The organism is Actinopolymorpha sp. B17G11 (genome assembly GCF_040196095.1).
Classification (GTDB): Bacteria; Actinomycetota; Actinomycetes; order Propionibacteriales; family Actinopolymorphaceae; genus Thermasporomyces.
Genome location: NZ_JBEFTW010000024.1, coordinates 53731 through 76796 on the forward strand (window position 1 = coordinate 53731; position 23066 = coordinate 76796).

Annotated in this window: 24 protein-coding genes; 10 read left to right on the forward strand and 14 right to left on the reverse strand. The window is 66.5% G+C overall.

The annotated features are described in order from the left end of the window. Window positions 1-8: 8 nt before the first annotated feature. Complete coding sequence (locus ABN028_RS22735) at window positions 9-722, reverse strand: GNAT family N-acetyltransferase (protein ID WP_349698021.1); 714 nt, start codon at window positions 720-722, stop codon at window positions 9-11. Window positions 723-857: 135 nt separating this feature from the next. Between ABN028_RS22735 and ABN028_RS22740 the strand changes: the two genes are divergently transcribed. Then, window positions 858-1400: a histidine phosphatase family protein gene (locus ABN028_RS22740; protein ID WP_349698022.1), complete on the forward strand. Its 543-nt coding sequence runs from the start codon at window positions 858-860 to the stop codon at window positions 1398-1400. 161 nt (window positions 1401-1561) lie between these two features. Here the strand turns inward: ABN028_RS22740 and ABN028_RS22745 are convergent, their stop codons facing one another. The 4 genes from ABN028_RS22745 to ABN028_RS22760 form a co-directional block, all read right to left on the reverse strand. After that, a complete protein-coding gene (locus tag ABN028_RS22745; protein ID WP_349698023.1) occupies window positions 1562-3832 on the reverse strand; it encodes an alpha-L-rhamnosidase in 2271 nt (756 codons plus the stop codon). Window positions 3833-3866: 34 nt separating this feature from the next. Next, window positions 3867-4706 (reverse strand): aldo/keto reductase, encoded by an 840-nt coding sequence (locus tag ABN028_RS22750; protein WP_349325608.1) that lies wholly within the window; start codon window positions 4704-4706, stop codon window positions 3867-3869. A 292-nt stretch (window positions 4707-4998) separates the two neighbouring features. Continuing rightward, on the reverse strand, window positions 4999-5199 hold the full coding sequence (locus ABN028_RS22755) for a hypothetical protein (protein ID WP_349698024.1): 201 nt from the start codon (window positions 5197-5199) through the stop codon (window positions 4999-5001). Then, on the reverse strand, window positions 5196-5939 hold the full coding sequence (locus ABN028_RS22760; RefSeq protein WP_349698025.1) for a phosphatase PAP2 family protein: 744 nt from the start codon (window positions 5937-5939) through the stop codon (window positions 5196-5198). The genes ABN028_RS22755 and ABN028_RS22760 overlap by 4 nt, the downstream gene beginning before the upstream one ends. Window positions 5940-6350: 411 nt before the next feature. Here ABN028_RS22760 and ABN028_RS22765 point away from each other — a divergent pair, with 411 nt between their 5' ends. After that, window positions 6351-8213: a protein kinase domain-containing protein gene (locus tag ABN028_RS22765; RefSeq protein WP_349698026.1), complete on the forward strand. Its 1863-nt coding sequence runs from the start codon at window positions 6351-6353 to the stop codon at window positions 8211-8213. 86 nt (window positions 8214-8299) lie between these two features. Here the strand turns inward: ABN028_RS22765 and ABN028_RS35455 are convergent, their stop codons facing one another. The 4 genes from ABN028_RS35455 to ABN028_RS22780 all read right to left on the reverse strand — a co-directional run bounded on the left by ABN028_RS35455 (window position 8300) and on the right by ABN028_RS22780 (window position 11278). Then, window positions 8300-8698, reverse strand: a complete 399-nt coding sequence (locus tag ABN028_RS35455) for an ATP-binding protein (RefSeq protein ID WP_502879201.1) — start codon at window positions 8696-8698, stop codon at window positions 8300-8302. 141 nt (window positions 8699-8839) lie between these two features. Beyond that, complete coding sequence (locus ABN028_RS22770) at window positions 8840-9937, reverse strand: PP2C family protein-serine/threonine phosphatase (RefSeq protein ID WP_349698027.1); 1098 nt, start codon at window positions 9935-9937, stop codon at window positions 8840-8842. Between the two features lie 228 nt (window positions 9938-10165). Beyond that, the gene (locus tag ABN028_RS22775; protein WP_349698028.1) at window positions 10166-10993 is read right to left on the reverse strand and encodes a DUF1206 domain-containing protein; all 828 of its coding nucleotides are present in this window, start codon (window positions 10991-10993) and stop codon (window positions 10166-10168) included. A gap of 15 nt (window positions 10994-11008) precedes the next feature. Further along, window positions 11009-11278, reverse strand: a complete 270-nt coding sequence (locus ABN028_RS22780) for a GlsB/YeaQ/YmgE family stress response membrane protein (protein ID WP_349698029.1) — start codon at window positions 11276-11278, stop codon at window positions 11009-11011. A 171-nt stretch (window positions 11279-11449) separates the two neighbouring features. On the opposite strand from ABN028_RS22780, the gene ABN028_RS35460 reads away from it, so the two are divergent. From ABN028_RS35460 to ABN028_RS22815, 8 genes are all read left to right on the forward strand, one after another. Then, on the forward strand, window positions 11450-11830 hold the full coding sequence (locus ABN028_RS35460) for an STAS domain-containing protein (RefSeq protein ID WP_502879202.1): 381 nt from the start codon (window positions 11450-11452) through the stop codon (window positions 11828-11830). Then, window positions 11827-12780: an anti-sigma factor RsbA family regulatory protein gene (locus ABN028_RS22785; protein ID WP_349325616.1), complete on the forward strand. Its 954-nt coding sequence runs from the start codon at window positions 11827-11829 to the stop codon at window positions 12778-12780. The genes ABN028_RS35460 and ABN028_RS22785 overlap by 4 nt, the downstream gene beginning before the upstream one ends. A gap of 616 nt (window positions 12781-13396) precedes the next feature. Beyond that, a complete protein-coding gene (locus tag ABN028_RS22790; protein WP_349698030.1) occupies window positions 13397-14773 on the forward strand; it encodes an ABC transporter substrate-binding protein in 1377 nt (458 codons plus the stop codon). Beyond that, the gene (locus ABN028_RS22795) at window positions 14770-15726 is read left to right on the forward strand and encodes a carbohydrate ABC transporter permease (RefSeq protein ID WP_349325618.1); all 957 of its coding nucleotides are present in this window, start codon (window positions 14770-14772) and stop codon (window positions 15724-15726) included. The genes ABN028_RS22790 and ABN028_RS22795 overlap by 4 nt, the downstream gene beginning before the upstream one ends. Further along, on the forward strand, window positions 15723-16631 hold the full coding sequence (locus ABN028_RS22800; protein ID WP_349325619.1) for a carbohydrate ABC transporter permease: 909 nt from the start codon (window positions 15723-15725) through the stop codon (window positions 16629-16631). The genes ABN028_RS22795 and ABN028_RS22800 overlap by 4 nt, the downstream gene beginning before the upstream one ends. Window positions 16632-16872: 241 nt before the next feature. Further along, window positions 16873-17283, forward strand: a complete 411-nt coding sequence (locus ABN028_RS22805; RefSeq protein WP_349698031.1) for a VOC family protein — start codon at window positions 16873-16875, stop codon at window positions 17281-17283. A 186-nt stretch (window positions 17284-17469) separates the two neighbouring features. After that, entirely contained in the window at window positions 17470-17736 is a 267-nt protein-coding gene (locus ABN028_RS22810; RefSeq protein WP_349325621.1) for a hypothetical protein, read from the forward strand. 98 nt (window positions 17737-17834) lie between these two features. Beyond that, window positions 17835-18737 (forward strand): hypothetical protein, encoded by a 903-nt coding sequence (locus ABN028_RS22815; protein ID WP_349325622.1) that lies wholly within the window; start codon window positions 17835-17837, stop codon window positions 18735-18737. A gap of 144 nt (window positions 18738-18881) precedes the next feature. Here the strand turns inward: ABN028_RS22815 and ABN028_RS22820 are convergent, their stop codons facing one another. The 5 genes from ABN028_RS22820 to ABN028_RS22840 are packed head-to-tail and all read right to left on the reverse strand — an operon-like array spanning window position 18882 to window position 23028. After that, a complete protein-coding gene (locus ABN028_RS22820; RefSeq protein WP_349698032.1) occupies window positions 18882-19265 on the reverse strand; it encodes a PPOX class F420-dependent oxidoreductase in 384 nt (127 codons plus the stop codon). A gap of 33 nt (window positions 19266-19298) precedes the next feature. Beyond that, a complete protein-coding gene (locus ABN028_RS22825; protein WP_349698033.1) occupies window positions 19299-20219 on the reverse strand; it encodes an NAD-dependent epimerase/dehydratase family protein in 921 nt (306 codons plus the stop codon). Beyond that, window positions 20216-20809, reverse strand: a complete 594-nt coding sequence (locus tag ABN028_RS22830) for a dihydrofolate reductase family protein (protein ID WP_349698034.1) — start codon at window positions 20807-20809, stop codon at window positions 20216-20218. The genes ABN028_RS22825 and ABN028_RS22830 overlap by 4 nt, the downstream gene beginning before the upstream one ends. Window positions 20810-20818: 9 nt before the next feature. After that, entirely contained in the window at window positions 20819-22141 is a 1323-nt protein-coding gene (locus ABN028_RS22835; protein ID WP_349698035.1) for an FAD-binding oxidoreductase, read from the reverse strand. 53 nt (window positions 22142-22194) lie between these two features. Further along, the gene (locus ABN028_RS22840; protein WP_349325627.1) at window positions 22195-23028 is read right to left on the reverse strand and encodes a helix-turn-helix domain-containing protein; all 834 of its coding nucleotides are present in this window, start codon (window positions 23026-23028) and stop codon (window positions 22195-22197) included. Between the last annotated feature and the right edge of the window lie 38 nt (window positions 23029-23066).

Below are 23066 nucleotides of genomic sequence, written 5' to 3' on the forward strand. Positions count from 1 at the left end.
TGTTGGGCTCAGTTGCGCACAACGACGTCGGGCCAGCGTCGATGGGCGGCCCAGTCGTCAGCCAGGATTGCCATGATGTCAGCGTCGATCCAGGCTCCTTCCCAGCGCAGAGCATGGCGCTTGGTTCCCTCGTGGACGAAGCCGACCTTCTGATAGACGTGCCGGGCTCGAGGGTTGAACGCGAAGACTTCCAGGCCAACTCGGTGCACACCGACCGTCTCGAAGGCGTACGCCAACACCAGCCGGGTCGCTTCGGTGCCCAGCCCGCGTCCGACCGCGTGAGCGCCGATCAGCGCGATCCGGAACGAGCACGATCGATTGTCCTGATCGAGCTGCATCAGGACTACCTCGCCGACATACTGCTCCGTGGCCCGCTCCACGACCGCCAGATCGAGGCGGTCATCCTGCTCACCCCGCGTCGCATACCACCGTTCCAGCCGCTCCCGATCCAACGCCGCATGCGTGCCGGTTAGCCGGACCGTCTCCGGATCGGTGACCAACTCGGCCGCGCCATCGACGTCGGCCACACCGACCGGCCGCAGCAGTACGAGATCGCCGAGCAAGGTCGGTTTGGCAGCGAGCGTGATGCCGTTCACCATGACCACGATCCTGCCCTGCTCGATGATCCGAGCGCGAACTGTGCAGCGGCCCCTGCGTTCTCTGTCGTAGCGATCCGTGACGGTGTACGCAGGAAGGGAAATCGTGACGACCGTGACCGGCATGTTCCCCTCCTTCGCCGGTGCGACGGAACAGGCTCCAGGCGACCATCCGCCGGTGCCTTCAACTCCACTGGCGGAAGACGGGTGTGAACGGAAGGATGTCACCTCGTGTTCGCATGCCTTCCCATCCTCGTCGTCGTGCCTCATGCTGACGCCGGCGACCGCACCAAGTGGACATCTGATCAGGATCTCCGGCCGTTGACCGACCTGGGCCGCGCCCAAGCAACGATGCTCGCGGCGGCCGTGGGACGTGTCGATGCGATCGTGAGTAGCCCCGCTCGCCGCTGCGTGGAGACCGTCGAACCGATCGCAGCTGCCTCCGGTGCGGAGATCGAGTTGGATGAAGACCTACGCGAGCTGACCTATGTCACCGAGCACGAGAGTTGGGACGCCTGGACGCTCGATCCACGGTGGCGCGCCCAGTTGCTTGCCGCCGCAGGTCTCGGACGTGCAATACGGACGCTCGCGAGGATCGAGGAGTCCGTGGGCGCCGGCGGTCGTGTCGCGATCAGCGCGCATGGCGACCTCGTTCCGCTCTTCGGTCTGCTCGCGGCGGGATACTTCCGGGTTCCCGCTCCCGTGCCCGCCGCGCGCGGCGGGTGCTACGAGATCGACCCAACGAACGCGTCCCGCCCGATCAGAACGCTCGGCGCACTGGTTCCACGACCCGACCCAGCCTGACGTCTCGGCATCCGGTCGAGGAAATCGCCAGACCAAGATCCACCGTTTGGTCGGACGCCCGCTGATCGGGACCTGCAGGTCCTCGCTCGGAGCGCGGAGTCCACGCACCTGGATCTTCTTGCTGTAGGGCACCAAGTGCCCGCAGGGGTCCAGCTGGGCGATCAGGTCGTCGAGGTTTCCTCGGCCTGCGTGGTGTGCGGGCCTGCGCCGAGTTCGGTGTCTGGCTCGCCGTCGAGTGAGAGGATGCCGGTGACTCCTGCGGGGAGTTCGGTCTCGACCGTCAGCCCGCCGTTGTCGGTGCGCCAGCTGACCCGGATTGGGCCGTGTGGCGTGTCGAGACTGGTCTTGGCCCAGGTGAGGCCGCCGCCCGGTCGCGGTGCGATCAGGACCCGCGAGTAGCCCGGTTCGAGCGGCGCGATGCCGCCGATCACCCGGTGCATCCAGTCCGCGACCGCGCCGAGTGCGTAGTGGTTGAAGCTGGTCATCTCACCGGGGTTGATGGTGCCGTCGGGCAGCATCGAGTCCCAGCGTTCCCAGACCGTGGTGGCGCCCATCGTCACCGGGTACAGCCATGACGGGCACTCGCGCTGCATGAGCAGGGCGTAGGCGGCGTCGAGGTGACCGGTCTTCGTCAACGCGTCGGTGATGAACGGAGTGCCGGCGAAGCCGGTCGAGATCCGGTAGCCGCTCTCTGCCACCAGCTCGGTCAACCGCTTGCCCGCGAGCTGCTCGGCCGGCTCGTCAAGCAACCCGAAGGTGATCGCCAGCGTGTAGACAGTGGTGCAGTCGGAGACGATGATGCCGTCGCTGGAGACGTAATGGGTGTTGAACGCCGTGCGGGTCCGGTCGGCCAGCGCCTGGAAATCCGCCGCGTCCTCCGCACGCCCCAGCAGCGCGGCGGTCTCGGCGACGATCCGGGCGGAGCGGAACAGGCACGCGGTAGCGACCACACCCCTGTCGGCCTTGGCGTTCCACGGCTCGTGCGGTGAGGCGTCCGGGTCGAGCCAGTCACCGAACTGGAAGCCCGTGTCCCACAACCCGTTCGGCGACGTGAGTGTGCCGACCCGCCGCACGTGCGCGGCCATCGAGTCGTACTGGCGCTCGAGCACACCGCGATCGCCATAGGCCTGGTAGAGCGTCCAGGGCACCCACACCGCGGCATCGCTCCAGACCGCCGTGCTGTCAGGCTTGGGAAACTCCGGCGGGCTGGGCAGGAGTTTCAGCACGTCCGGGATCACGAACGGCACCACGCCCTCGTGGTGGCGCTGCTCCAAGGCCAGGTCGACCAGCCAGTCCGACAGGAACGCACCCACATCGAACAGGTACGCCGCCGACGGTGCGAAGGCGGCGATGTCGCCAGTCCAGCCGAGCCGCTCGTTGCGCTGCGGGCAGTCGGTCGGCAGATCGAGGAAGTTGCCCTTGGTACCCCACACCACGTTGCGGTGCAGCTGGTTGAGCAACGGCTCAGAACACTCGAAGAACCCGGTACGCCGCAGCTCGGAATGCACCACGACCGCCTCGACCGAGGCGGACGTCAGCTCCCCCGGCCAACCGCTGATCTCGGCGTACCGGAACCCGTGGAAGGTCATCGTCGGCTCGAAGAAGTCCTCGCCACCGCTGAGGATGAACCGGTCGGTCGCCTGGGCATCCCGCAACGGCCGGACGCCGAGCTCGCCATCCTCGAGGACCTCGGCATGTCGGATCCGGATCTCGGCGCCGCGCGGGCCGCGGACGGTGAACCGCAGCCAGCCGACCAGGTTCTGGCCGAAGTCGACCAGCGTCCGCCCCGATGGTGAGCTCCAGACCTTCACCGGCGCGAGCACCTCGTGCCGCTTCACCGGCGGACCGACGTACGGCACCAGCCGGGCCACCTCGAAGTCGAGCCCGCGCGCGTTCAGAACCCCCCACTGCTGCTTCGCGCCGAAGGCGTACCAGTCCGGGTCCCGCCGGCGGGCGTCGATGGTCTGCCCGTCATAGATGTCGTCAGCCAGGACGTCGGAGCCAACAACGGTCCAGGTCCCATCGCTCACGACCACCTGCCGGTGCCCGTCGGCGAAGCCGATCTCCAGCTGGGCGATGATGCCGAGCCGGTCACCGTACAGCTCGCGCATCCCGGAGAAGCCGAGCCGGCCGCGGTACCAGCCGTTGCCTACAGCAACGGTGAGGACGTTGCGGTCCGCCAGGTGTGCGGCGACGTCGTAGGAGCGGTACCGCAGCCGCCACTCGTAGCTGCTCCAGCCGGGGCTGAGCACATCGTCGCCGACCGGGCGGCCGTTGATAGCAGCATCGAAGACACCGAGGCTGCTGATGTGCAGCACTGCAGACTCGACGCGACCGTGACCGGCGTCGAGCTCGACCTCCTTGCGGAACAGCGGAGCCGAGCCAAGGTCGGCGTACGGCGTGATCATCGAGGCGGACCAGGAAACGGACATGTTCACCTTTCGGCCGGGCGGTCGCGGTGCGGGCTCAGCCCTCACGAGGTGCGCGCGCAACCGCGAGTGCGAGGTCCGCTGTGTAGGCGGCCTCGAGGTCTTCGTCCCATGGCTCTGACTCTGCTGCCAGCGAGTCGAGAACGGTTTCGGGTCGGGTAGCGCCCGAGACCACTGACAGCACGGGCGACGATGCCAGAAGAGCGCGTAGTTGCAGGCGTTGGAGTGAGACACCACGCGCGTTCGCCATGCCCGCGAGGCGTGGTGCCTGGGCCGCGGCCGAGGACCGCACGGGTGAGTATGCGAAGAACGGAACGTCGTTGGCTTCGCACCAAGCAAGCACGTCAGCTGACTCACGCCCCATCGAACTGTGGTGATTCTGTACGGCGTCGATGCGAGCGACTGCAGTAGCCCGCTCGAGCGCGCCGATGCTGACGTTCGACAGTCCGATTCGGGCCACCTTTCCCTCGTCGCGAAGCGATGCGAGAGCTGAGACGCCTTCCTCTACGGGTTGTTCGGCGAGATCGACTCTGTGCAGGTAATAGAGATCGAGGTATTCGCCGCCGAACACGCGCAGGCTTGTCTCGACGTCAGATCGGATCCGACGTTCGCTGATGTCCGCATCCCAGGAGGTCGCGCCGATTCGCGAATGTCCTCCCTTCGTCCCGACCATGACGCTCGTACCTCTGGCGGCCTCAGCGGCCAACTCTTCGCCGTACAAGGTCGCATCGACGTGGGCGTACGCACGTGCGGTGTCGAGGATCGCAGTGCCCGCATCGATGCCGGATCGGATCGTGGCGAGGTCAGCCGACCGGTCACGCGGAGCGAACGAGAAGCCGGCAACCCCGAGAGCCACGCGGCCGACAAGTGCCGTCATACGGCCCCCTCCCTCACCGCCGATCTTGGTCTGCGATGGGTCTTGACCTGATACTTCGCGATGCCTTCCGCAGCGGCCTGGCTCGCGATCCAGGTCCCGGCACCTGGGCTTGGCGTTCGAGTCGGAGGTGACCACCCAGGCGACGCCTGCGAGGAGGCCGACGCCGCAGACGGGCCGATCTCTGCGCTGAGAAACGTTACCCCAGAGGGACTGATGTCCGCGACAACTGACCGCCTCCACGGTCGGGCTGTCAGGCCCAGCCATGCTGGGCCGCGAGGCGGTGCGGCGTCACTCAGGTCGAGGACTTTACCTGGAGTGGTGTGTGCTCGGCGATGGTGTCGATCAGCCTCGGTTGATCGAGCTTGGGGACCACCCGATGCACGGTGGACAGGACCACGGCCATCACCAGGAACGTGGCACCGGTGACGCCGGTGGCACCGGCGACATAGGCACCGAGCAGTCGGCTGGTATCGAGGTCGACCGGCGGTGTCAATTCACCCTGGTCGGTGGGCCGGTGGCGAGCACCGCAACAGCAAGCAGACTGCCACCCACCAGAGCCAGGATGGCGACCGTTCGGTGATGAGAATCGGCAGGTTCGCTGACCGGTTGGTTTCTCTGAGCAACAACCAGCAGATAGCCACCCCCGGCCGCCCACGACCCCACGATGAGCAGAGAAGCCAGCGCGTCACTGGGCCTGTGCCAGCCAGCCGACAACGTGGCGATACCCGTCAGCGCCGTGTACGCCGCGCCGACCACCGCAGTCGGACTGCTCAGCCGCGACGGCAACACCAGCACAGCCGCAACGGTAATTGCAGCCGCCACCGTCACATGACCACTCGGCATACTGTTCGGTGCACCGATGTTGGTCCCTGCGATATCGAAATCCGGGCGCTCGATCAAGAAACGCTTCAACACCTGGCTGGTGACATTGGCACCGACGACCAGCAATGTGGCAACAACCGCGAGACGATAGCGACGACGAGCAACCGCAACAAAGCCGATAGCCACCGTCGCCACCACCAGCGAAACGACCGTCACTGCGTTGAGTATCAGGTTGACCAGATCCTCGACCTGGCTCCGACCAATGGTGCTGGCCCGCAACACACTGGCATCAAGCACCTGGCCACGGGGCGTACGGATAAAGATCCACCAGACCAACGCCAACCCGACGACCTGCGAAAACGCCAACAGAAGCAACCAGCCGGCAACCAGCCCACGCACAAGACGCATCATGCGCGCACGTTACCCGGGCATTCACCGGAATACCCCACAAAACATGGCACAATCCGGCACGCCGGGCCTGGATACGCGGCCCGGGTTCTCCTCAGTCAACGACGGTTCACTACTGGTGACCGCACCAGGAGGAGGATGGCCGCGAGCGCTCTTAGGACATTGGGAGGCTACGCGGCGAGTCAACGGACGCTGCTGTTGGACGGACTCGGCCGGCCGTGCGGATCACCGGTCGCGCGGCTTCGGCCCTGGGACCTCCGAACCGCCGGGCGGCCGGTGCCGGTCATGTGCGTGGGTCTGCTGTGGAGCCTGGGTATGGACTCCGGGCGCGGAGGGGCCGAGGGTGAGCGGTCGCGCTGATCGTGCCGTCAACGGATGGCGGCGGCCGGTGGGTCAACGAAAGGGGAGGGGCGGGTGGATGCTGTTCAGGCGGCGTCTCGTGACGATCTCGTGGTGGGCGAACGATACGTCGTTCGCGACCAGCTGGGGACCGGCGGTTGCGCTGTCGTCCACCTCGCCGACGACCTGCGACTCGGCCGTCGCGTCGCGGTCAAGATGCTTCACCCACACCTCGCTGCCGACGCGGAGATCGCTTCGGCGTTCGTACGTGAGGCGTGGATAGCCGCGTCGCTGAACCATCCAGGCATCGTGGCTGTCTACGACGTCTGCGATCCGGAAATCATCGACCAGGATGTGCCGTGGATGGCGTTGGAACTCGTCAACGGTCAAACGGTCCGGGAGATCCTCGAGACGAGCGGGCCGATGACCCCCCGAGAAGCCTTGACAGTAACCGCGCACGTCCTGGACGCGCTCGGGCACAGCCATGCCAGCGGGATCGTCCACCGCGACGTCAGTCCCGGGAACGTCATGATCACGGTGTCTGGTCAGGTGAAGGTGACCGACTTCGGTATCGCCGCCGCGGTCAGTTCGACGACAGGTGCCGGTTCACGAGCTGACGACAGCCAGGTGGTACTCGGTACGCCTTCCAGCATCTCTCCCGAACAGGCACGTGGTGCCGAGATCGACGCGCGTAGCGATCTGTACTCGGTCGGATGCCTGCTCTTCGCACTGCTCACCGGAACGGCGCCGTTCACCGGCGAGTCGGCGCACGCCACCGTGTGGGCCCACGTCCACCAGGAGCCGCCATCTCCCTCGGCGATCAATCCGGACGTTCCGCGCTCCCTCGACCCACCGGTCCTACGGGCACTCGCCAAGGATCCTGCCGACCGCTTTCCGGACGCTGCGGCGATGCGAGCGGCGATCATCGCCGCCGCTCACGACCTGCCTGTCGACGACCACTCGCGGCCCCTCGCCGCCGACCTGCTACCAGACACCCAGGACCCTCCCGCGCGTCAGCCAGGCCGGCTCGTGCTCGCCATGACAGGCGCCGCCCTGGTGTTGTGTCTGCTCTCAGGGTGGTCACTCTGGTGGTCCACGCTGGATCGACAGGCGCCGGACGGGAGTGGCGAACTCGCCTCAGTCGTCGTTCCGGATCTTGCGGGTCTGACGGTCGCGGAGGCCGAACACCGCCTACGTGCCAGGGGGTTGCGTACCGGCGAGCACCGTGTTGTGGAGAGCGATGCTGTGCGGTCAGGGCGGGTGATTCGTTCCGAACCGCCGGCCGGTGCACTGGTCGCGCGGAGGGATACGGTCCGGCTGGTGGTGTCCTCCGACGCCGCAGAGGTGACAATGCCGCAGCTGGCGGGTCTCTCCCTCGACCAGGCCAGCATCGCCTTGGACCGAGCTGGGCTACGGCTCGGCGCGACCACCGAACGGGACGCATCCGACAGGGCACGAACGGTGCTGGATACTACGCCGGTGGGCGGCGCCACCGTGCTGGCCGGCACCAAGGTCGAGCTCACCGTCGCCAGTGGGTGGTCGTCTGTACCAGACGTGACCGGATACTCCGTAGCGGACGCTCGCCGCGCGCTGGAGCTGGCCGGCTTCCGGCCACACCTGACCAGCGAGGGAACGTCGTCATCGTCGGTTGCCAACCAGCCAACGGTCCTGAGCACCCGCCCGCAAGCCGGGACCAGGTCACGAGTGGAAAGCGTGGTACACATGCTGTTGGCTGGCAAGGAGGTGTCGCCCACTCCTCGCGCGTCGACGAACGGTCCGAAGCCGACCCCCACTCCGTCCTCCCCTCCGCCGAGACCGTCTCCACAGCCGACGCCAAGCACGCGCCCAACCACTCCGAGGCCGACAGAGACGCCCACTCCCACACCCACACCCACACCCAGTCCGAGTCCCTCACCGACACCCACATCCGAACCGTGACAGCGCTCCTTGTGGATGCCGCCGCTACTGCATCGGGTGGGCACGTGCGGTGAAACCCCACAGACGCCTTTGGTGCCAGATGGCCGTCAGCTGAGCTGAACCCAGATGGACTTTCCGCCGGCAGTATCTGTCGTGACCCCCCACCGAGCGGCGAGCTTGTCCACGATATGCAGGCCCCGGCCACCCTCGGAATCACTCGTCAAGTCCCTCATGGCCGGAGCAACTGCAGATCCGTCGGAGATTGCCAGGTAGACGCCGCCACTCTGATCCGCGCGGACGAGGAGATGCAGGACCCCTCCGTCACTCGCATGCCGAACTGAGTTGGTGACGAGTTCGGAAACGACCAGGCGCGCAACTTCCACCGCATCGTCAAGATAGGGCCGCCCCCAGGTGAGCAGGAGTTCCTCAACAAGGCGTCGGGCAGCCCCGGGCGAATGCACCGTAGCGGGAAGGTCTATCTCGGCCCACCACTCTGTGTCCGCCATGGACTTCACCACTTTTCCGTCCCCGATTGCTACCGAGTCACCTTCCCGGAGACGGACGACAACGACCCAGATGTCCGGTACAGGCCGCCATGGCCCCCAAGCGTGACCGGGCAACTGCGCTCTGGAGACAGCCCCCACAGTTCACCCGAACCAGTCCAGGCACACGGCGGTGGCGTCGTCCTGCAGCTTGCCGTCGCAGTAGTCCATCACGCGTGAGGTGATCTGCCGCACGAGTTCGGTCGGGGCGTGCGCCCGGGAGTCGGTGAGGACGGAGGCGACTCGCGAGCTGCCGAAATGATCAGAGCCGTCCCCCGCTCTTCCGTCAAGGATGCCGTCGCTGACCAGGAGCAACCTGTCATCGGGCCGAATGTCCACGCGATGAAGGGTGTAGTCGTAACCAGGCTCGACGCCAAGCGGTGGGTCTGGCGGAAGGGCGAGGGGCACCACCTTTCCCTTCCGCAGGAGGAGAGCTGCCGGATGTCCGGCGTTGATGGCGCACGCCTCGCCGGTGGCCGTGTTCAGGTGCACCATGAGGCTGGTGACGAAGGCGTCCTCGCCAAACTGCTCCACCAGGCGATCGGAGGCCGCTTCGGCCTGTTGCCGAATCCCGCCGTTGCACCGGCGGACGTTGCGCTGGGTCGACACCGTGAGGCTTGCCATCAGTGCCGCGCGCAGGCCGTGGCCCATCGCGTCGTTGACGGTGGTGGTGACGAATCCCCTGTCGACGGCGTAGTCGAAGCTGTCCCCGCCGATCTCATAGGCAGGCTCGAGGTTCCCGGCGATGGACAGGGTTCGATCCTGGTAGGCCAGCACAGGAAGCAACTCCCACTGGATCTCGGCAGGGAGTTGGAGGTCACGACGCCGGCGTACCCGCTCGAATCGATCCGTGTAGCGGCGCGCTTCGGCTATGACATAGCCCAGCAGTTGGGCCACCAGGCGCAGCTCACTCCAGCAGTCCGGCTGTTCACGCTCGAGTCTCACCGCAAGGACTCCGAGGCGTTCCCGCCGAACGGAGACCGGGACGAACACCAACGTTCCCGACCCGTCGTCGACGCTCACGGGTCGTTGGGTCCGGAATGCCTTGCCCGCGGTCGGCCCATCCACCTGATGGACCTCGGCTGCCAGCGGACCCCACTGCCCAGGAACGGGTTCCAGGGTGGTTTCCGCGTAGTCGGCGAGAAGCAGGACGCCTGCGCTGGCACCCGTGGTGTCGCGGAGACGATGGAAGAGAACATCCATGAGCTCGAAAGGAGGAGAAGCATCCAGCTCCACCAGCAGGTCGCCGAAGTGGCGGCCAAAGCCAGCTCCAGCCGTATCCGGTTGACCGTTTCCGCTGACGCCGTCCTGAGGGTGGCTCGGACCAATCGGGCCGTTGCGGCTCATTCCCATCCCACCGACTGCCGGCGCCCCCGCGGCCCGCCCTGGGCCCGCCGCCACCCTACGTTGCGACCCGAGGCAGGTTCGCTGTCAGTCGCGACGATAGCGGGCGTCGTAGAGGCAGTAGGTGCCGAAGCAGGCCAGGCCCGCCGCCACCAGTCCGAGCAGCACCCGTCCGTACGGCTGGCCGGCCAGCGTCTGCAGAGCGGCATCAAGACCGAGGGGCTTGGCGGGATCGTGGGTAACGGCTGCGACGATGACCAGGCCGCCGAGTGTGCCGTACGCGACGCCGAGAGCCGGGTAGCCGATCTGTCCGAGCCGGACGGCAGCCTTGCGGGCAACGGGTCCGGTGCCGGACAGGTCGAGGTCCTCGGTGAAGCGCCGCGTCAGTCCTCGGTGGACAAGGAAGACCGCGATGACGACCACGGCCGCGCCCACGGTCCCGACCAGCAGCGGACCGTACGGAAGTGCGAGGACCTGAGCGGTCACGGTCGTGTCGACGCCAGAAGAGCTGTGGCCGCTCGTGGCGACCTTCCCGGCGGTGTAGGCAAGGACGCCGAACACCACCGCTTCGCCGACGCTTGTCAGGCGCTTGCGGATCCGCGTCGTCCTGGACCTGGTGCCGCGGTAGCCCCAGACGGCCTCGGCGACCTGCCAGAGAGCCAGCGAGCTCAGACCGACCACGACGGCCCAGAGGATGAAGGGACCGCCGGGCTGGGACGCCAGCGCCTGCAGGGCACCTGACTTGTCGGTCTTGGCGCCGCTGCCGGCCTCGCCCGTGGCGACTTTCACCGCCAGGAAGGCGATCAGCAGATGGACGAGCCCGTAGGCGATGATTCCGATGCGACCCAGCAGCCGCACCGGAGAGCTACGTGCGGCGCGCCTGGTGGCGTCCTCGGCCTCGGCGGCCGTGTGCAACGGAGCCGTCCGTTCTCAGCGACGGCCGCGGCGGCCGCGGACCGCGCGCCAGACCAGCAGGACCAGGACCGACCCGGCGATCGCGGTCAGCCACGATGACGCATCCCAGAACCCGTCCATCGGGTCGGACTTCAACAAGGCGGTGGCCAGGAAACCCCCGACGAGGGCGCCGATGACACCGATCACGAGTGTGACGAGAAGGCCGCCAGGATCGCGGCCTGGTAACAGGAACTTCGCGATGACGCCGCAGAGCAGGCCGAGGATCAGAAACGCAAGGATTCCCATCGATGCTCCCAGGTCTTGGGGTGTGGTCGGCGCCGGTCAGCGACCGATGTGGGCCCCGACTCGACGAACCGGGGTCAACGCGCCGTTGCGCCGAGCCGGATCATTCGTTGTACGGCTCGAAAGTCCCCGCGAAAGGCGTAGTCAAACCGTAACTATTCGCTGTCACGTCGCATGCGGGGCTCCGCCCCACGGTTGTGGTCGGTTTCGCATGCGCGCATACTCGGCCTTGTGGAGACTCCGCCGACGCGGGGGAAAGCACCGCAAATTGTGCCGTCTCGGGACGGGTTGTACCTGGCGGGGGACATCGACCGGTCGGCCTTAGAAGAGTTACGCCGCTGCCTGGCTTCGTTGGGTCAAGTCAAGGGCGACGTACACCTCCACCTCGGCGACGTGACATTCATCGACGTTGCCGGTGCGACGGAGATCGCGCGCTTGGCTTCACACCTGGGGCCAGACGACGGGCTGGTGTTGCACGATCCGCCGGACGAACTTCGGCGAGTCCTCGACTTGATGTTCGGAGTGCCCAAGAACATCCGGGTGGTTTCGTCATGAACAGTCTGAATGGCCAAACGAAACCGTTTCTCCATGATGCAATGTTCTACCATTCCACGCCTGGCTTCTTGGCAGGCGCCATGCGATTCATTCGACATGGCCTGAGTTCGGGCTCCGCGGTACTGGTCGCGGTGGCACCACGCAAGATCGACCTGCTGCGCTCCGAGCTGGGACCGAAGTGGCCCCGGGTGCGATTCGTCGACATGGACAAGGCGGGCAGAAACCCGACTCGGATCATCGCAGAGGTCCTGTATGCATTTGCCGACGAACACACCGGCCAGCGCGTGGCCATCGTCGGCGAGCCGATCTGGCCCGGCCGCACCGACGACGAGTACGTGACGGCGGTTCAGCATGAGGCACTGATCAATATCGCGTTCGCGCATCGACCCGTCGAAATCATCTGCCCCTACGACCTGGACGGCCTGGATTCGAGGGCAATCCGGGATGCGATGCGTAGCCACCCGACCTTACGCTCCGAGGGCGGAACACGATGGGATAGCTGCCTATACGCGGACCCGACTACGCTGGCACGTGAATGCCTCAAGTCGTTGCCGGAGCCAGCTTCTGCACCCGAGACACTTGTCTTCTCCGACGGTGCGCTTGACAGCGTCCGACACCTCGTGGCTGCAGTGGCCCGACGGGCCCACCTGCGGCCTGATCTGGTCACAGACCTCAGGCTGGCGGTGAACGAAGTCGCCACCAACACTGTCGCCCACACCGACGGTCCCGGCATCCTCCGCGTTTGGCACGAGCACGACGAAGTTGTGTGTGAGGTCAGGGACGCGGGTCACATCTCCGACCCACTTGTCGGACGGCACCCCGTACCAACTGACGCTGACAGCGGACGCGGCCTCGTTCTGGTCAACAAGATCTGCCACCTGGTGCAGATCGACCGAGGCGCAGTAACGACCACGATCCGCCTGCACATGCACCTCGCATCGGCGGCATAGAGGGTCAGCGGTCATACGGGCACCTGCTGGACTCGGCCCAGGGCGAGAAGTCACTACGAGGCACGCCTGTATCGAGCCACGCCGCAGGACGGCAACTGCTCGGCGGACATGCTCCTGACCAAGCCATCGTGGTGGGCCAGGTCGGCGTCGGCACCCACTGGACAGATCCCGGCCATGACACCCGCGAGGGGTCAGACGATTCAGGAGTCACAACGGGCGCCGAGTGGCCGGCGCTCACCCTGCCAGCCAGCCCCAGGCCAGCCGTCACAAACTTACAGACGACTCAGTCGAACTGGCGGACCAAGAAGATCTTGACCCCGCCTGAGCTGGGCAGACGCAACCCAACGCTGCGCGCTCCACGGTTGGACACACGCCCGATCGCCGGCCCCACACGCGTTCCCGCAGGCCACCCCCGAACTCGGCGGCCTCATGCGTCCATCACTGCGAAACCAGGGTCCGTCGCCCTCCCGGTTACAACGGTGGAAACAGGATGTGGGCAGGACCCTTGCGCAATCTTTACAAGGATGCAAAAGTGCCGTCGGTCATGTCGGACTGCTACGGCGTCACCGGGGGCGGGGCCTGCAACCGAACGGGTATGACTTCGAGGAGGAAGTCCATGAACCGTCCATTCTCTGTCGCTCCAGACCCCGATCGGACTGGACGTGCGGCGGCGTCGCAGCTCGGTCGGCGGGCTCTGCTCGGCGGTGCGGTCGCGGCCGGAGTCGGACTGGTCGCTGCATGTAGTCCGGGATCCTCGGGCCGTCCGGGACAGACCGCACCGAAGGGCGACGGTGGCGCCGAGGGCTACGACGGCCCGGCAGTTGAGCTTGCCTTCTGGCACGGCCTGACCGGTGGTGACGGCCCGATCATGAAGGACCTCACCGCCAGGTTCTCCAAAGAGTTCCCCAAGATCACCATCAAACAGCAGGCGATCGCGTGGGAGCAGTACTACGAGAAGTTGCCGGCGGCGGTCAGCCAGGGCAAGGGTCCGGACATCGCGATCATGCACATCGACCGGGTGCCGACGAATGCCGCCCGGCGGGTGATCCAGCCACTTGACGACGTCAATGACGCGCTCGGGCTCGGCGAGGGTGACTACGTGCCGATCGCCTGGCAGGCCGGCCAGTACGACGGTCAGCACTGGAGCGTTCCGCTGGACATCCACTGCGCCGGGCTCTACTACAACAAGAAGACGATGGAGCAGGTCGGGCTCGATCCGGAGACGCCGCCCACCAACGAGGAGGAGTACCTCTCCGCGCTGGACGCGGCGAAGTCCAAGGGTGTGCAGGGCATGTGGGTGTCCGCGCTGAGTGCCCCCGGGCTCCTCTGCCAGACCCTGCTGTACCAGTTCGGCGGCCAGATGGTGGCCAAGGACGGCTCAGCGGTCGAGTTCGGGTCGGAGGCCGGAGTCAAAGCCGTCGAGTGGCTGAAGATGTTGATCGAGGAGGGTTACAGCCCGCCGAAGGCGGCCGCCGACGGTGACGTGGTGTCGTTCCAGAACAACAAGTCGTTGTTCATGTTCAACGGCTCGTGGATGGTCACGCCGCTGAATGACGTCAAGGAGCTGGAGTGGGGTGCCGCGATCGTGCCGAACATCGGCGGCACCGAGGCGGTCTGGTCCGGCTCGCATCAGATGGTGTTGCCGGACAACCGGGGCGGTGCAGACGAGAACCGGTCGAAGGCGGGCCGGGTGTTCCTGAACTGGCTGTCCAAGCACTCTCTCGACTGGGCCGATGCCGGCCAGGTTCCGGCTCGCAACGACGTCCGCGACGATCCCAAGTTCGACGAGAAGGGTCCGGTCGTCGAGTTCGCCAAGCAGCTGGACTACATCAACTTCACTCCGCCGATTCCTGGTATCACCGACTGCCTGGTGGACTGGGCACCGGCGGTCAGCTCGGCGATGCTCGGTCAGAAGGACACCGCGACCGCATTGGGTGAGGCGCAGGAGAAGGGCAACAGAATTCTCCAGCAGAACATGGAGAAGTACGGATGAGCACCGCCACCACGCCCGGGTCGGTGACAGGGGTAGGTCCGGGCGCGCGTGGCCAATCAGCGCCCAGGAAGGTCCGCTACCACCATCCGGTGACGCCGTATCTGTTCATCCTGCCGTTCGTGATCTTGCTGGTTACGTTCGTCATCGGGCCGGCGTTCTTCGGCGTGTGGATCAGTCTGCACAGCTGGGACTACATGCTTCCGCAGAAGCCGTTCGTCGGGCTGAAGAACTACACAGACCTGTTCAGTCCGGGGTCGTTGACCTTCGAGAGCTTCTGGAACGGGATGCGGGCAACCGCGATCTTCACCGTGATCAGCGTCCCGTTCCTGGTGATCTGCCCGTTGGTCGTCGCGTTGATCCTGAACCGTAAATTTCCCGCACGCAACGTCTTCCGGGCGATCATCTTCGCTCCGTTCGTGTTGGGGATCGCCATCGTCGGCCTGCTGTGGAACTACCTGCTCGACACCCAGTTCGGGTTGATCAACGCCTTTCTCGGCCTGTTCGGGGTGCCACCGGTCGGCTGGACGCAGGAGCAGCCGGCCGCCTGGGTTGCCTTGGTGGGGATGACGGTCTGGTGGACCCTCGGCTTCAACTGCGTGATCTACCTGGCCGGACTGCAGTCGCTCCCTGACGAGCATTACGAAGCCGCCGAACTCGACGGCGCAGGAGCCTGGGGGAAGTTCCGCCACATCACCATTCCCGGCCTGCGCAATATCTTCGTGTTCGTGGTCACGATCACGATCCTGGCCAGTGCGAACATGTTCGGCCAGTCCTACCTGGTCACGGGCGGCGGTCCCGGTGACAGCACCAGGACGGCGTTGATGGTGATGACCGAGGAAGGCCTGCGACGGTTCCAGATGGGCACCGCGTCGGCGATGTCGTACGTGCTGGCGTTCTTCCTCGCCCTGATCGCGATCGCCAACTTCCTGTTGCAGAGGGAGCGGAAACCGTGACGGCCATCCATGAGACGTCGGAGGCGACGACACCGGACTCGCGGTCGGCGATCGGCAGGACGCGACGCCGCAGGGCGTACCGCAGGGATCGCAACGGGCCGTTGTTCTGGGTCGCGATCGTGATCCTGGCGTTGGTCTTCGTCGTGCCGATCCTGTGGATGTATCTGACCTCGTTCCGGACCGAGGCCGATGCCCGGACCATCCCGGTCACGTTCATCCCGGATGAGCTGACATTGCAGGCGTACCGGTTCGTGTTCCTCGACAGCGAGAATCCGGTGCTGCTGTGGACACTCAACTCGTTCATCGCCGCCACCCTGCACTGCGTCCTGGTGCTCGTGGTGTCGTCGTTCGCGGCGTACGCACTGGCGAGGATGCAGTTCCGGGGCAAGAACCTGCTGTTCGCCGTACTGATCGCGACGCTGTTCCTGCCCGGTTTCGTGTTCCTGATGCCGAACTACCTGTTGGTCGACACCCTCCGGTGGACCGACACCATCTGGGCGCTGGTTGTCCCCGGTGCGGCCGGGGCGTTCAGCGTGTTCTTCCTGCGGCAGTTCTTCCTGTCCATTCCTCGTGAGCTGGAGGAGACAGCGCTGATCGACGGCGCGAACCAGTGGATCATCTTCACCCGGATCATCCTGCCGTTGTCCAAGCCGGCATTGGTAACCCTGACTGTGCTGGCATTCCTCAGCAACTGGAACGACTTCATCTGGCCGATCTTCGTGCTGTTCTCACCGGAACGCCTCACCCTGGCGCCAGGGCTTGCGACCCTGCAAGGTGCGGAGTCGACGAACTACCCAGTCGTGATGGCCGGCGCGACCATCGCGTCCATCCCAGTGTTGATCCTGTACGTCGTCCTGCAGCGCTACATCATCGAAGGCGTCGCCAACTCCGGCATCAAGGGGTAACCGACCCGGACTCACCCACCAAGACCGTTCATCTCCCAGATGGCTGGTCGTAGGACGCGCCAGATGCCCAAGTCCGAAAACGTCTGCCGCGCTGAGTCGGAGCGGTCGGATCGTCCGTGTGAGTCCACGGCTGTCCAGTCCCGGTGTGAGCCACCGAGGGCCGCGTAGGAGGCTCATGATCACGCGCTTGGAAGACTGCGAACGGTCCGCCTCGGACTCGATGTCCTGATCCGCGTGGTCGATGGAAGCGGGGACTGTTAGCGTTCTGCGAGTGCATCGCAGCCGATTCTCAACCCTCCTGATCGATGTGCCGAGTGATGAAGTGCCCGCCGCCACTACATTCTGGTCGGCCGCACTGGGAGTCCCGGCACGACCAGTCCCAGGTGAAGAGCAGTTCATCTCGCTCCCTGAGTCGTTCCCCGGGCTCGTGATGGCAGTTCAGGCGGTCGATGATCAAGCTCGCTACCACCTGGACATTGAAACTGATGATGTAGAGGCAGAAACGGCGCGGCTCGTTGGCCTTGGGGCAGTCGAGATCAACCGGTGGCTCGACTGTCGAATCCTCCGGGCTCCGGGGGGTCACCTCCTCTGCGTCATTCCTCAACACAGTGACACCGAGACCTTCGAGAAGTACTCCCGGGTCTGGGAGTAGGGCGTCAGCGAGAGGGTCGCTTCTACTCGTCGTAGATCACGCGAGCTCCGGCTCTGGCGACGAGCCTTCGCGCGCGGCTCGCGGGACCAGACTGATCAACGCGTACAACGAGCGGATTGCTGGTGGCTCGGTCGTGTACCGCAGCCTGTTGACTCTCAGCCAACCTGAGACCTCACCATGGTGGGCATGGGTAACGACGACCTGATGAGTATCGGCATGCGTTCGATCGATCTCCCCATCGACGAGATCCGGGAAGCGATCCACGCCGACGACGCGGCCATCGAACGCGTCCTCGCGCGACACCATGACCGACTTCTCAACCGGGCACGCGCGGTCAACGAGTTCTTGGAGAAAGGAGTCCCGATGCAGGAGAGCACGGCTGCAGCCAGGCCGGTTCAGATCACCCACACCGTGGACTGGTCCTGGCAGGTGTGGGTTGTTGATGGCTGGTGACGGCCGTCCGGGGGCAGGTCAGGGGCGGGCACGGTGGTATCAGCGACTTCCGTTCAAACGTGTCGCCTTTGTGGCCGCCCGGCTCGTACCATGCGGCGGTGGACGTGTTGGGGATAGAGGTCGAAACGTCACTCGTGCGACGCTGGGCTGCCTGGCTGGCGCCCACCCGCCAGCCGTTCTTCTTGACCGCCGCCGAAGCGGCCGAACTCGGGCTCACATCTGAAGGTTTCGCACATGACCTGTCGCCCGAGCTTCGCGACACCTACGAGGTGTGGAATCTCGCCAAGGATCTGGAGACCGTGTGGTTTGACGAGGGCGCGTTCCGTGCTCAGCCGCGCGATGTGCGTGCCAGGCTCGTCCGAACGCAGGCCAGACATGGGCGAGGTGCAGTGCCCTCCGTCAGCGATTGGACGGACATCCTCGATGCACGCGTGCTGCGCGAGCAGGCTGACGGGCATCGGTTCGTCTGGTGGCCGGCCCTGGTGGAGCCTCATCTCGATGACGTCCTCCAGCGCGTTGCCAGTGAGTGGCAGCTGCCATGTCAGCGCAGGTCGGTACCGGAGGAGATCTGGCAGGCGGCCTCGTCCATACTTCCCCGTGCCCGAGAACTCAGCGGAACCTTCGCCAGAGGGAGCAGAGGAAGTTCCTTCGCCCGAGGAAGCGCTACGTTCTGTTTCGCCACCGTCATGGCGGCAGCAGGTGTCCACGACGCCGACGACGAGCCCTTCGAAGCGTGGCTAGCCGCCAACTGCGCCGTGGGAGGCAGCGACGACCTGCCAGGCACCGTGCTGGTATGGCGTGACGCCGACGGCAACAACACGCATGCGGCGGTCACTCTTGGAGGCGGCTGGGTGCTGCACAAGCCAGGTCAGGAATGGCTTAGCGCTCACCAGGTTCTCACCGTGGGCGACCTCAACAGCCTCGCTCCACCGGGAGTCACACTTCACCGGTACTCACTGCAGGACGCCGGCGTACGCTCCACCTCGGACGAGCCAGCCTGAGAAGCGGAAGGTCGGCAGTTCGATCCCGTCCCTGGCCCACCACCCTGCCTCATGCGCACGCCGGCGACCGATGTTGGTTCCAGGTGCGCGCTTCAGCTGGGGGTCGGCGGCGGGCACGCGCTCCTTGCGATGGGCTCGGGCAGCTCAGCCGATGCCGATGGTCTGTCGTTCGGGTTCGATCACAAGCACGACGCGTTCCTGTCCTCGGGGGTAGGGCGTACCGGTGTACTTCGTGGCCAGCTGGTCGATGATCTCCCACGCCGCATCGCCTTCGATCCATTCGACGACCCGCCCTCGGATGACGACGGGCGTGAACGGGTTGTCGACGGGCGCGATGGACAACGCGATCCGGGGGTCGCGGCGCAGGTTGCGTGCTTTGCGCATGCCCGGGCCGGTGAAGAAGACGACGCGGTCGCCGTGGGCGCCGACGTAGACGGGAACGGTATGGGGCGAGCCGTCCGGAAGAACGGTGGCCAGGTGTGCGATCGAGGTGCCGTCGAGGACGCGGCGTACGTCGGGGTCGAGCATGGGTCAGTGCTCCTTCAGCTGGCGTTGTCGGCTTCAGCGGGGGTTGTCGGCGCGCCACGCGACGTAGTCGGCGACCGCCGCGGCGACGTCGAAGGCCGGCGCGAAGCCGGTGTCGCCGGTGAGCCGGGTGATGTCGAGGTACAGGTTGTCGCCGGGTCCGTGCTGCCGCCCGGGCAGCAGGTCGAGCTGCAGGCCAGGGGTGATCGCCTCCAGGGCGGCCACGAGCTCGCGGTGGGTGGACGGTCGGCCGTTGGAGACGTTGTACGTGTCGTGCCGCAGGGTTTCCGCGGTCGTCAGCAGGGCGATCGCGCGCCCGGCGTCGGGGGCGTAGCAGCTGTCGCCGCCGTCGTCGGCGTACAGCGGCGGCGGCGTCTCACCGCGGAGCACGGCACTGATGTACGGCGGGATGGGGTTGAACGGTGATTCGGGGTCCATCAGCGGTCCCCAGATGCTCCCGATCCGCAGCAGGACCGGCTGGACGCCGCTGCCGTGCAGGGCATGGGTGGTGAGCGGCTCGACGGCCTTCTTGAAGGCGACGATCAAGTGCGGCAGGTCCGCGGCGGGCAGCGCGAGTTCCTCGTGCCAGGGGATCTCGGTCCGGCCGATGTACACGCCGATACTGGAGGCGGCGGCGAACCTGCGGACGCCCCAACTGCGGGCGGCGCCCAGCGCGTTGAACAGACCGGCCGTGTCCGTACGGAAGAAGTCGACCGGGTCCTCGCCGGGGATGCTGCCGGCGAGGTGGACGATGTCGCTGATGTCGTGACGGCCGCCCAGGGCGAGGAACGCGTCCCGGTCGGTGACGTCGAGAGACTCCACGGTGACCTTGCCGGCCAGGAACGACGGAACCTCCGATTGGCGGTGGGAGGTGACGACGACCTCCTGTCCGAGGTCGAGGAGCGCGCGGGCGGTGTGGGCGCCGATCATGCCGAGGCCCCCGGTGACGAGGATCATCGGACCACCTCGTAGTGCAGGTGGGTCACGCCGGGCGCCGGGACGGCCTCCAGCAGCCGGAGACGTACGTGCTCCGGGAGCTCCTGGAAGAACGGTCTGCCTCCGCCGAGCAGGATCGGCACCTGGTGGAGGATCACCTCGTCGACGAGCCCCGCTTCCAACGCGGACGTCAGAACGCCCCCGCCCATCAGGGCGACGTCCTTGTCCCCGGCGGCCTCGCGTGCCGTCTCGATCGCGTCCTCGATGCCGGTCGTGACGAAGGTCTGCCGCTCGTTGACCTGCGGCGCCGGGCGATGACTGAGCACCACCAACGGGGCGGTCGGGTGCGGGGTGCCCCCTGCGGACCATCCGGAGTCGTCGTAGGTGTTGCGACCGGCGAGGCTGGCACCAACCCGCCCGGCCTGGGCGTCGAAGAAGGGAGCGCTGAGTTCGCTCAGCCGGAACCCGTCGAAAATCTTGCTGGGCGTGTCGCCGTCGAAGTACCAGTCGAACAGCATCGTCCCGTCGCCGAGCCCGCGGCCGACGCCCGGATCGCGACCGGTGATGTATCCGTCGACCGACACTGAGAGGGCACAGATGACCTTGCTCATATCTCTCCTTCAGATGGCTTGGGGGAAGTCGAAGAACCGGTGCGGGTCGTAGGCGTTCTTGACCGCTCTCAGCCGGGCGTAGTTGCCTGCGTGGTACGCCGCGGCCCAGTCGTCCAGCGCCGGGTCGGGGAAGTTGGGGTAGACACGCCCCGACCCGTCCGTATGGGCGGTCGCCCATGAACGGTCGACCCAGGGATCGGCCGCCCCGGCGATGTGCGCAACCAGGAAGCGTTCGCCGCGATGGGCGAAAGCGGTGGCGTCCTCGGCGACCCTGTTGTAGGCCCCGCCCATCGCGGTGAAGGCGATCTCCCGTCGACCCTTGGACGTTCGGCCGTCGAGCTGGGTCAGGAGCGATGCGAGCGTGCCGTTGGCCATCGAGTGGGAGAAGAACTCCGACCTCATCCGCAGGGCGCGTTCGGGTCCGTCCTCCCGTTCGGCAAACGTGCTCTTCAGGCAGTGGTAGGGCAAGCCGGCGTGCAACTCGATCTCGGGGGCCACGCCCGCCAGGTCGATGAACTCCTGCAGCAGTTCCCGGGTCGACCCCTCCTCGAGGGTGGAGGCGCCGAACAGCTTGGCCTGCCCAGGTCCGCCGGGCTCGGACACAAGGCTGAGGTCGACGGTGAGGTCGTCCGGGGCGTCCGGTGCCCAGGCTTGCCAGGCCAAGACAAGTTCCTCGAGAGCGATGCCCGACCAGTGCGCCTCGATCCGGGTGGTCATCGGCTCGGGGACAGTGTCGAACCGCAGCGCCGTGACCACACCGAACTGGCCGCCCCCCGCGCCGCGCAGACCCCAGAACAAGTCTGGTTCGTGGTCGTCGTCGCACTCCACGACGCTGCCGTCCGGGAGCACGACCTGTGCGCCGACGAGGCGATCGCAGGTCAGCCCGTGCTTACGCCCGAGCAGCCCGATCCCGCCGCCGAGGGTGAGGCCGGTGATGCCGACGGTGGGACCGCACCCGGCTGGCAGGGTTCGGCCGTGGGCGTGGAGCGCCGCGTACACCTGTTCCAGGCGGGCGCCGGCTCCGATCGTGGCGATTCGGTCAGCTGCCACGGAGATGCCATGGAAGCCGGACAGGTCGAGCACGATCCCGTCGGTCGACGATCGGCCCGCGAAGCAGTGTCCCCCGCCACGAGTGGCGATGCGGTCCCCGGTGGCTGTCGCGTACGCCATCGCGCGGGTGACGTCCGAGACCGAGCGGCACAGGACGACGTGCCGGGGACGCACCTCCCGGTAGACGACGTTGACCGGGACGCGGATCGCTTCGTAGCCCGACGAGTCAGGGCTGAACAACTCGCCGTCGAGCGAATTGGCGAACTCGGCCAGGTCGGGCATGAGCTTCACGCTATGAGCTGCCAGCCGACGGGTCTTGAACGAATCGCGCAGGCTCAGACTCGTAGGAGCGGCCTGCTCCGGTTGGCAAGGAAGGGCTGGAAGGAGGCGGAGTGGTCATGGCCACAGGCGCACCGGTCGAGGTCGCCGCCGAGGAGCGCGCTCGGGGTGAGGCCAGTCAGCCGGAGGCATTCTCGGCTGAGGTGTGCTTGGTCGGCGTACCCCACGTCGATCGCGAGTCCTGCCATGCCGTCGGCACCACGCCGACCCGTGGCTGTGGCGCCGGCCTGGGCCAGCGCCAGAAATCCCTGAAATCGCAACGTCCGCTGGAGGACCTTGGGGCTCACCCCCACCGCGTGCAGGCAGCGTCGGCGCAGCTGGCTCGCGGAGAGTGCCAGGTGGGTGGCCAGGGTGTCGATGTTGACCGGGTGCCAGGGCATCAGTGCCTTCACGGCTTCGCCCACCAGCGGATCCACGCGGACCGTACGTCGAAACTCCTGCAGGAGGTGGGCCTGCACAAACATGAGCGCCCGCTCGGGCGTCCCGGCCCGGGCGACCGCCTCCACGAGGCGGTCCACCGAACCTCGCCACAGCTCCGCCAAGCCCAGGCGCTGATCCACCAGGTCGTCGAGCACCGTCGGAAGGGGCGGCGCGGTCCCCGGATGGAACCGCACACCCACGATGGTGGTGTGCGCCGGAATGACCTCGATCGCCGGACGGGTCAGCGGGCCAACCAGCTGGGGAGGACCACCGATCGGAAAGTGGATCTCGACGCCGCCCGTGGGCAGGTGCCGTTGCACGTACACCGCCTCACCGGTGCGCTGGATCCAGACTGTCCGCACGACACCCGCCAGTCCCGGCAACGGCGGGCGCTCCACGTAGCACTCCATGGTCATCCTCGCGCGCGGCGTGGCTCCCGGCATGACCA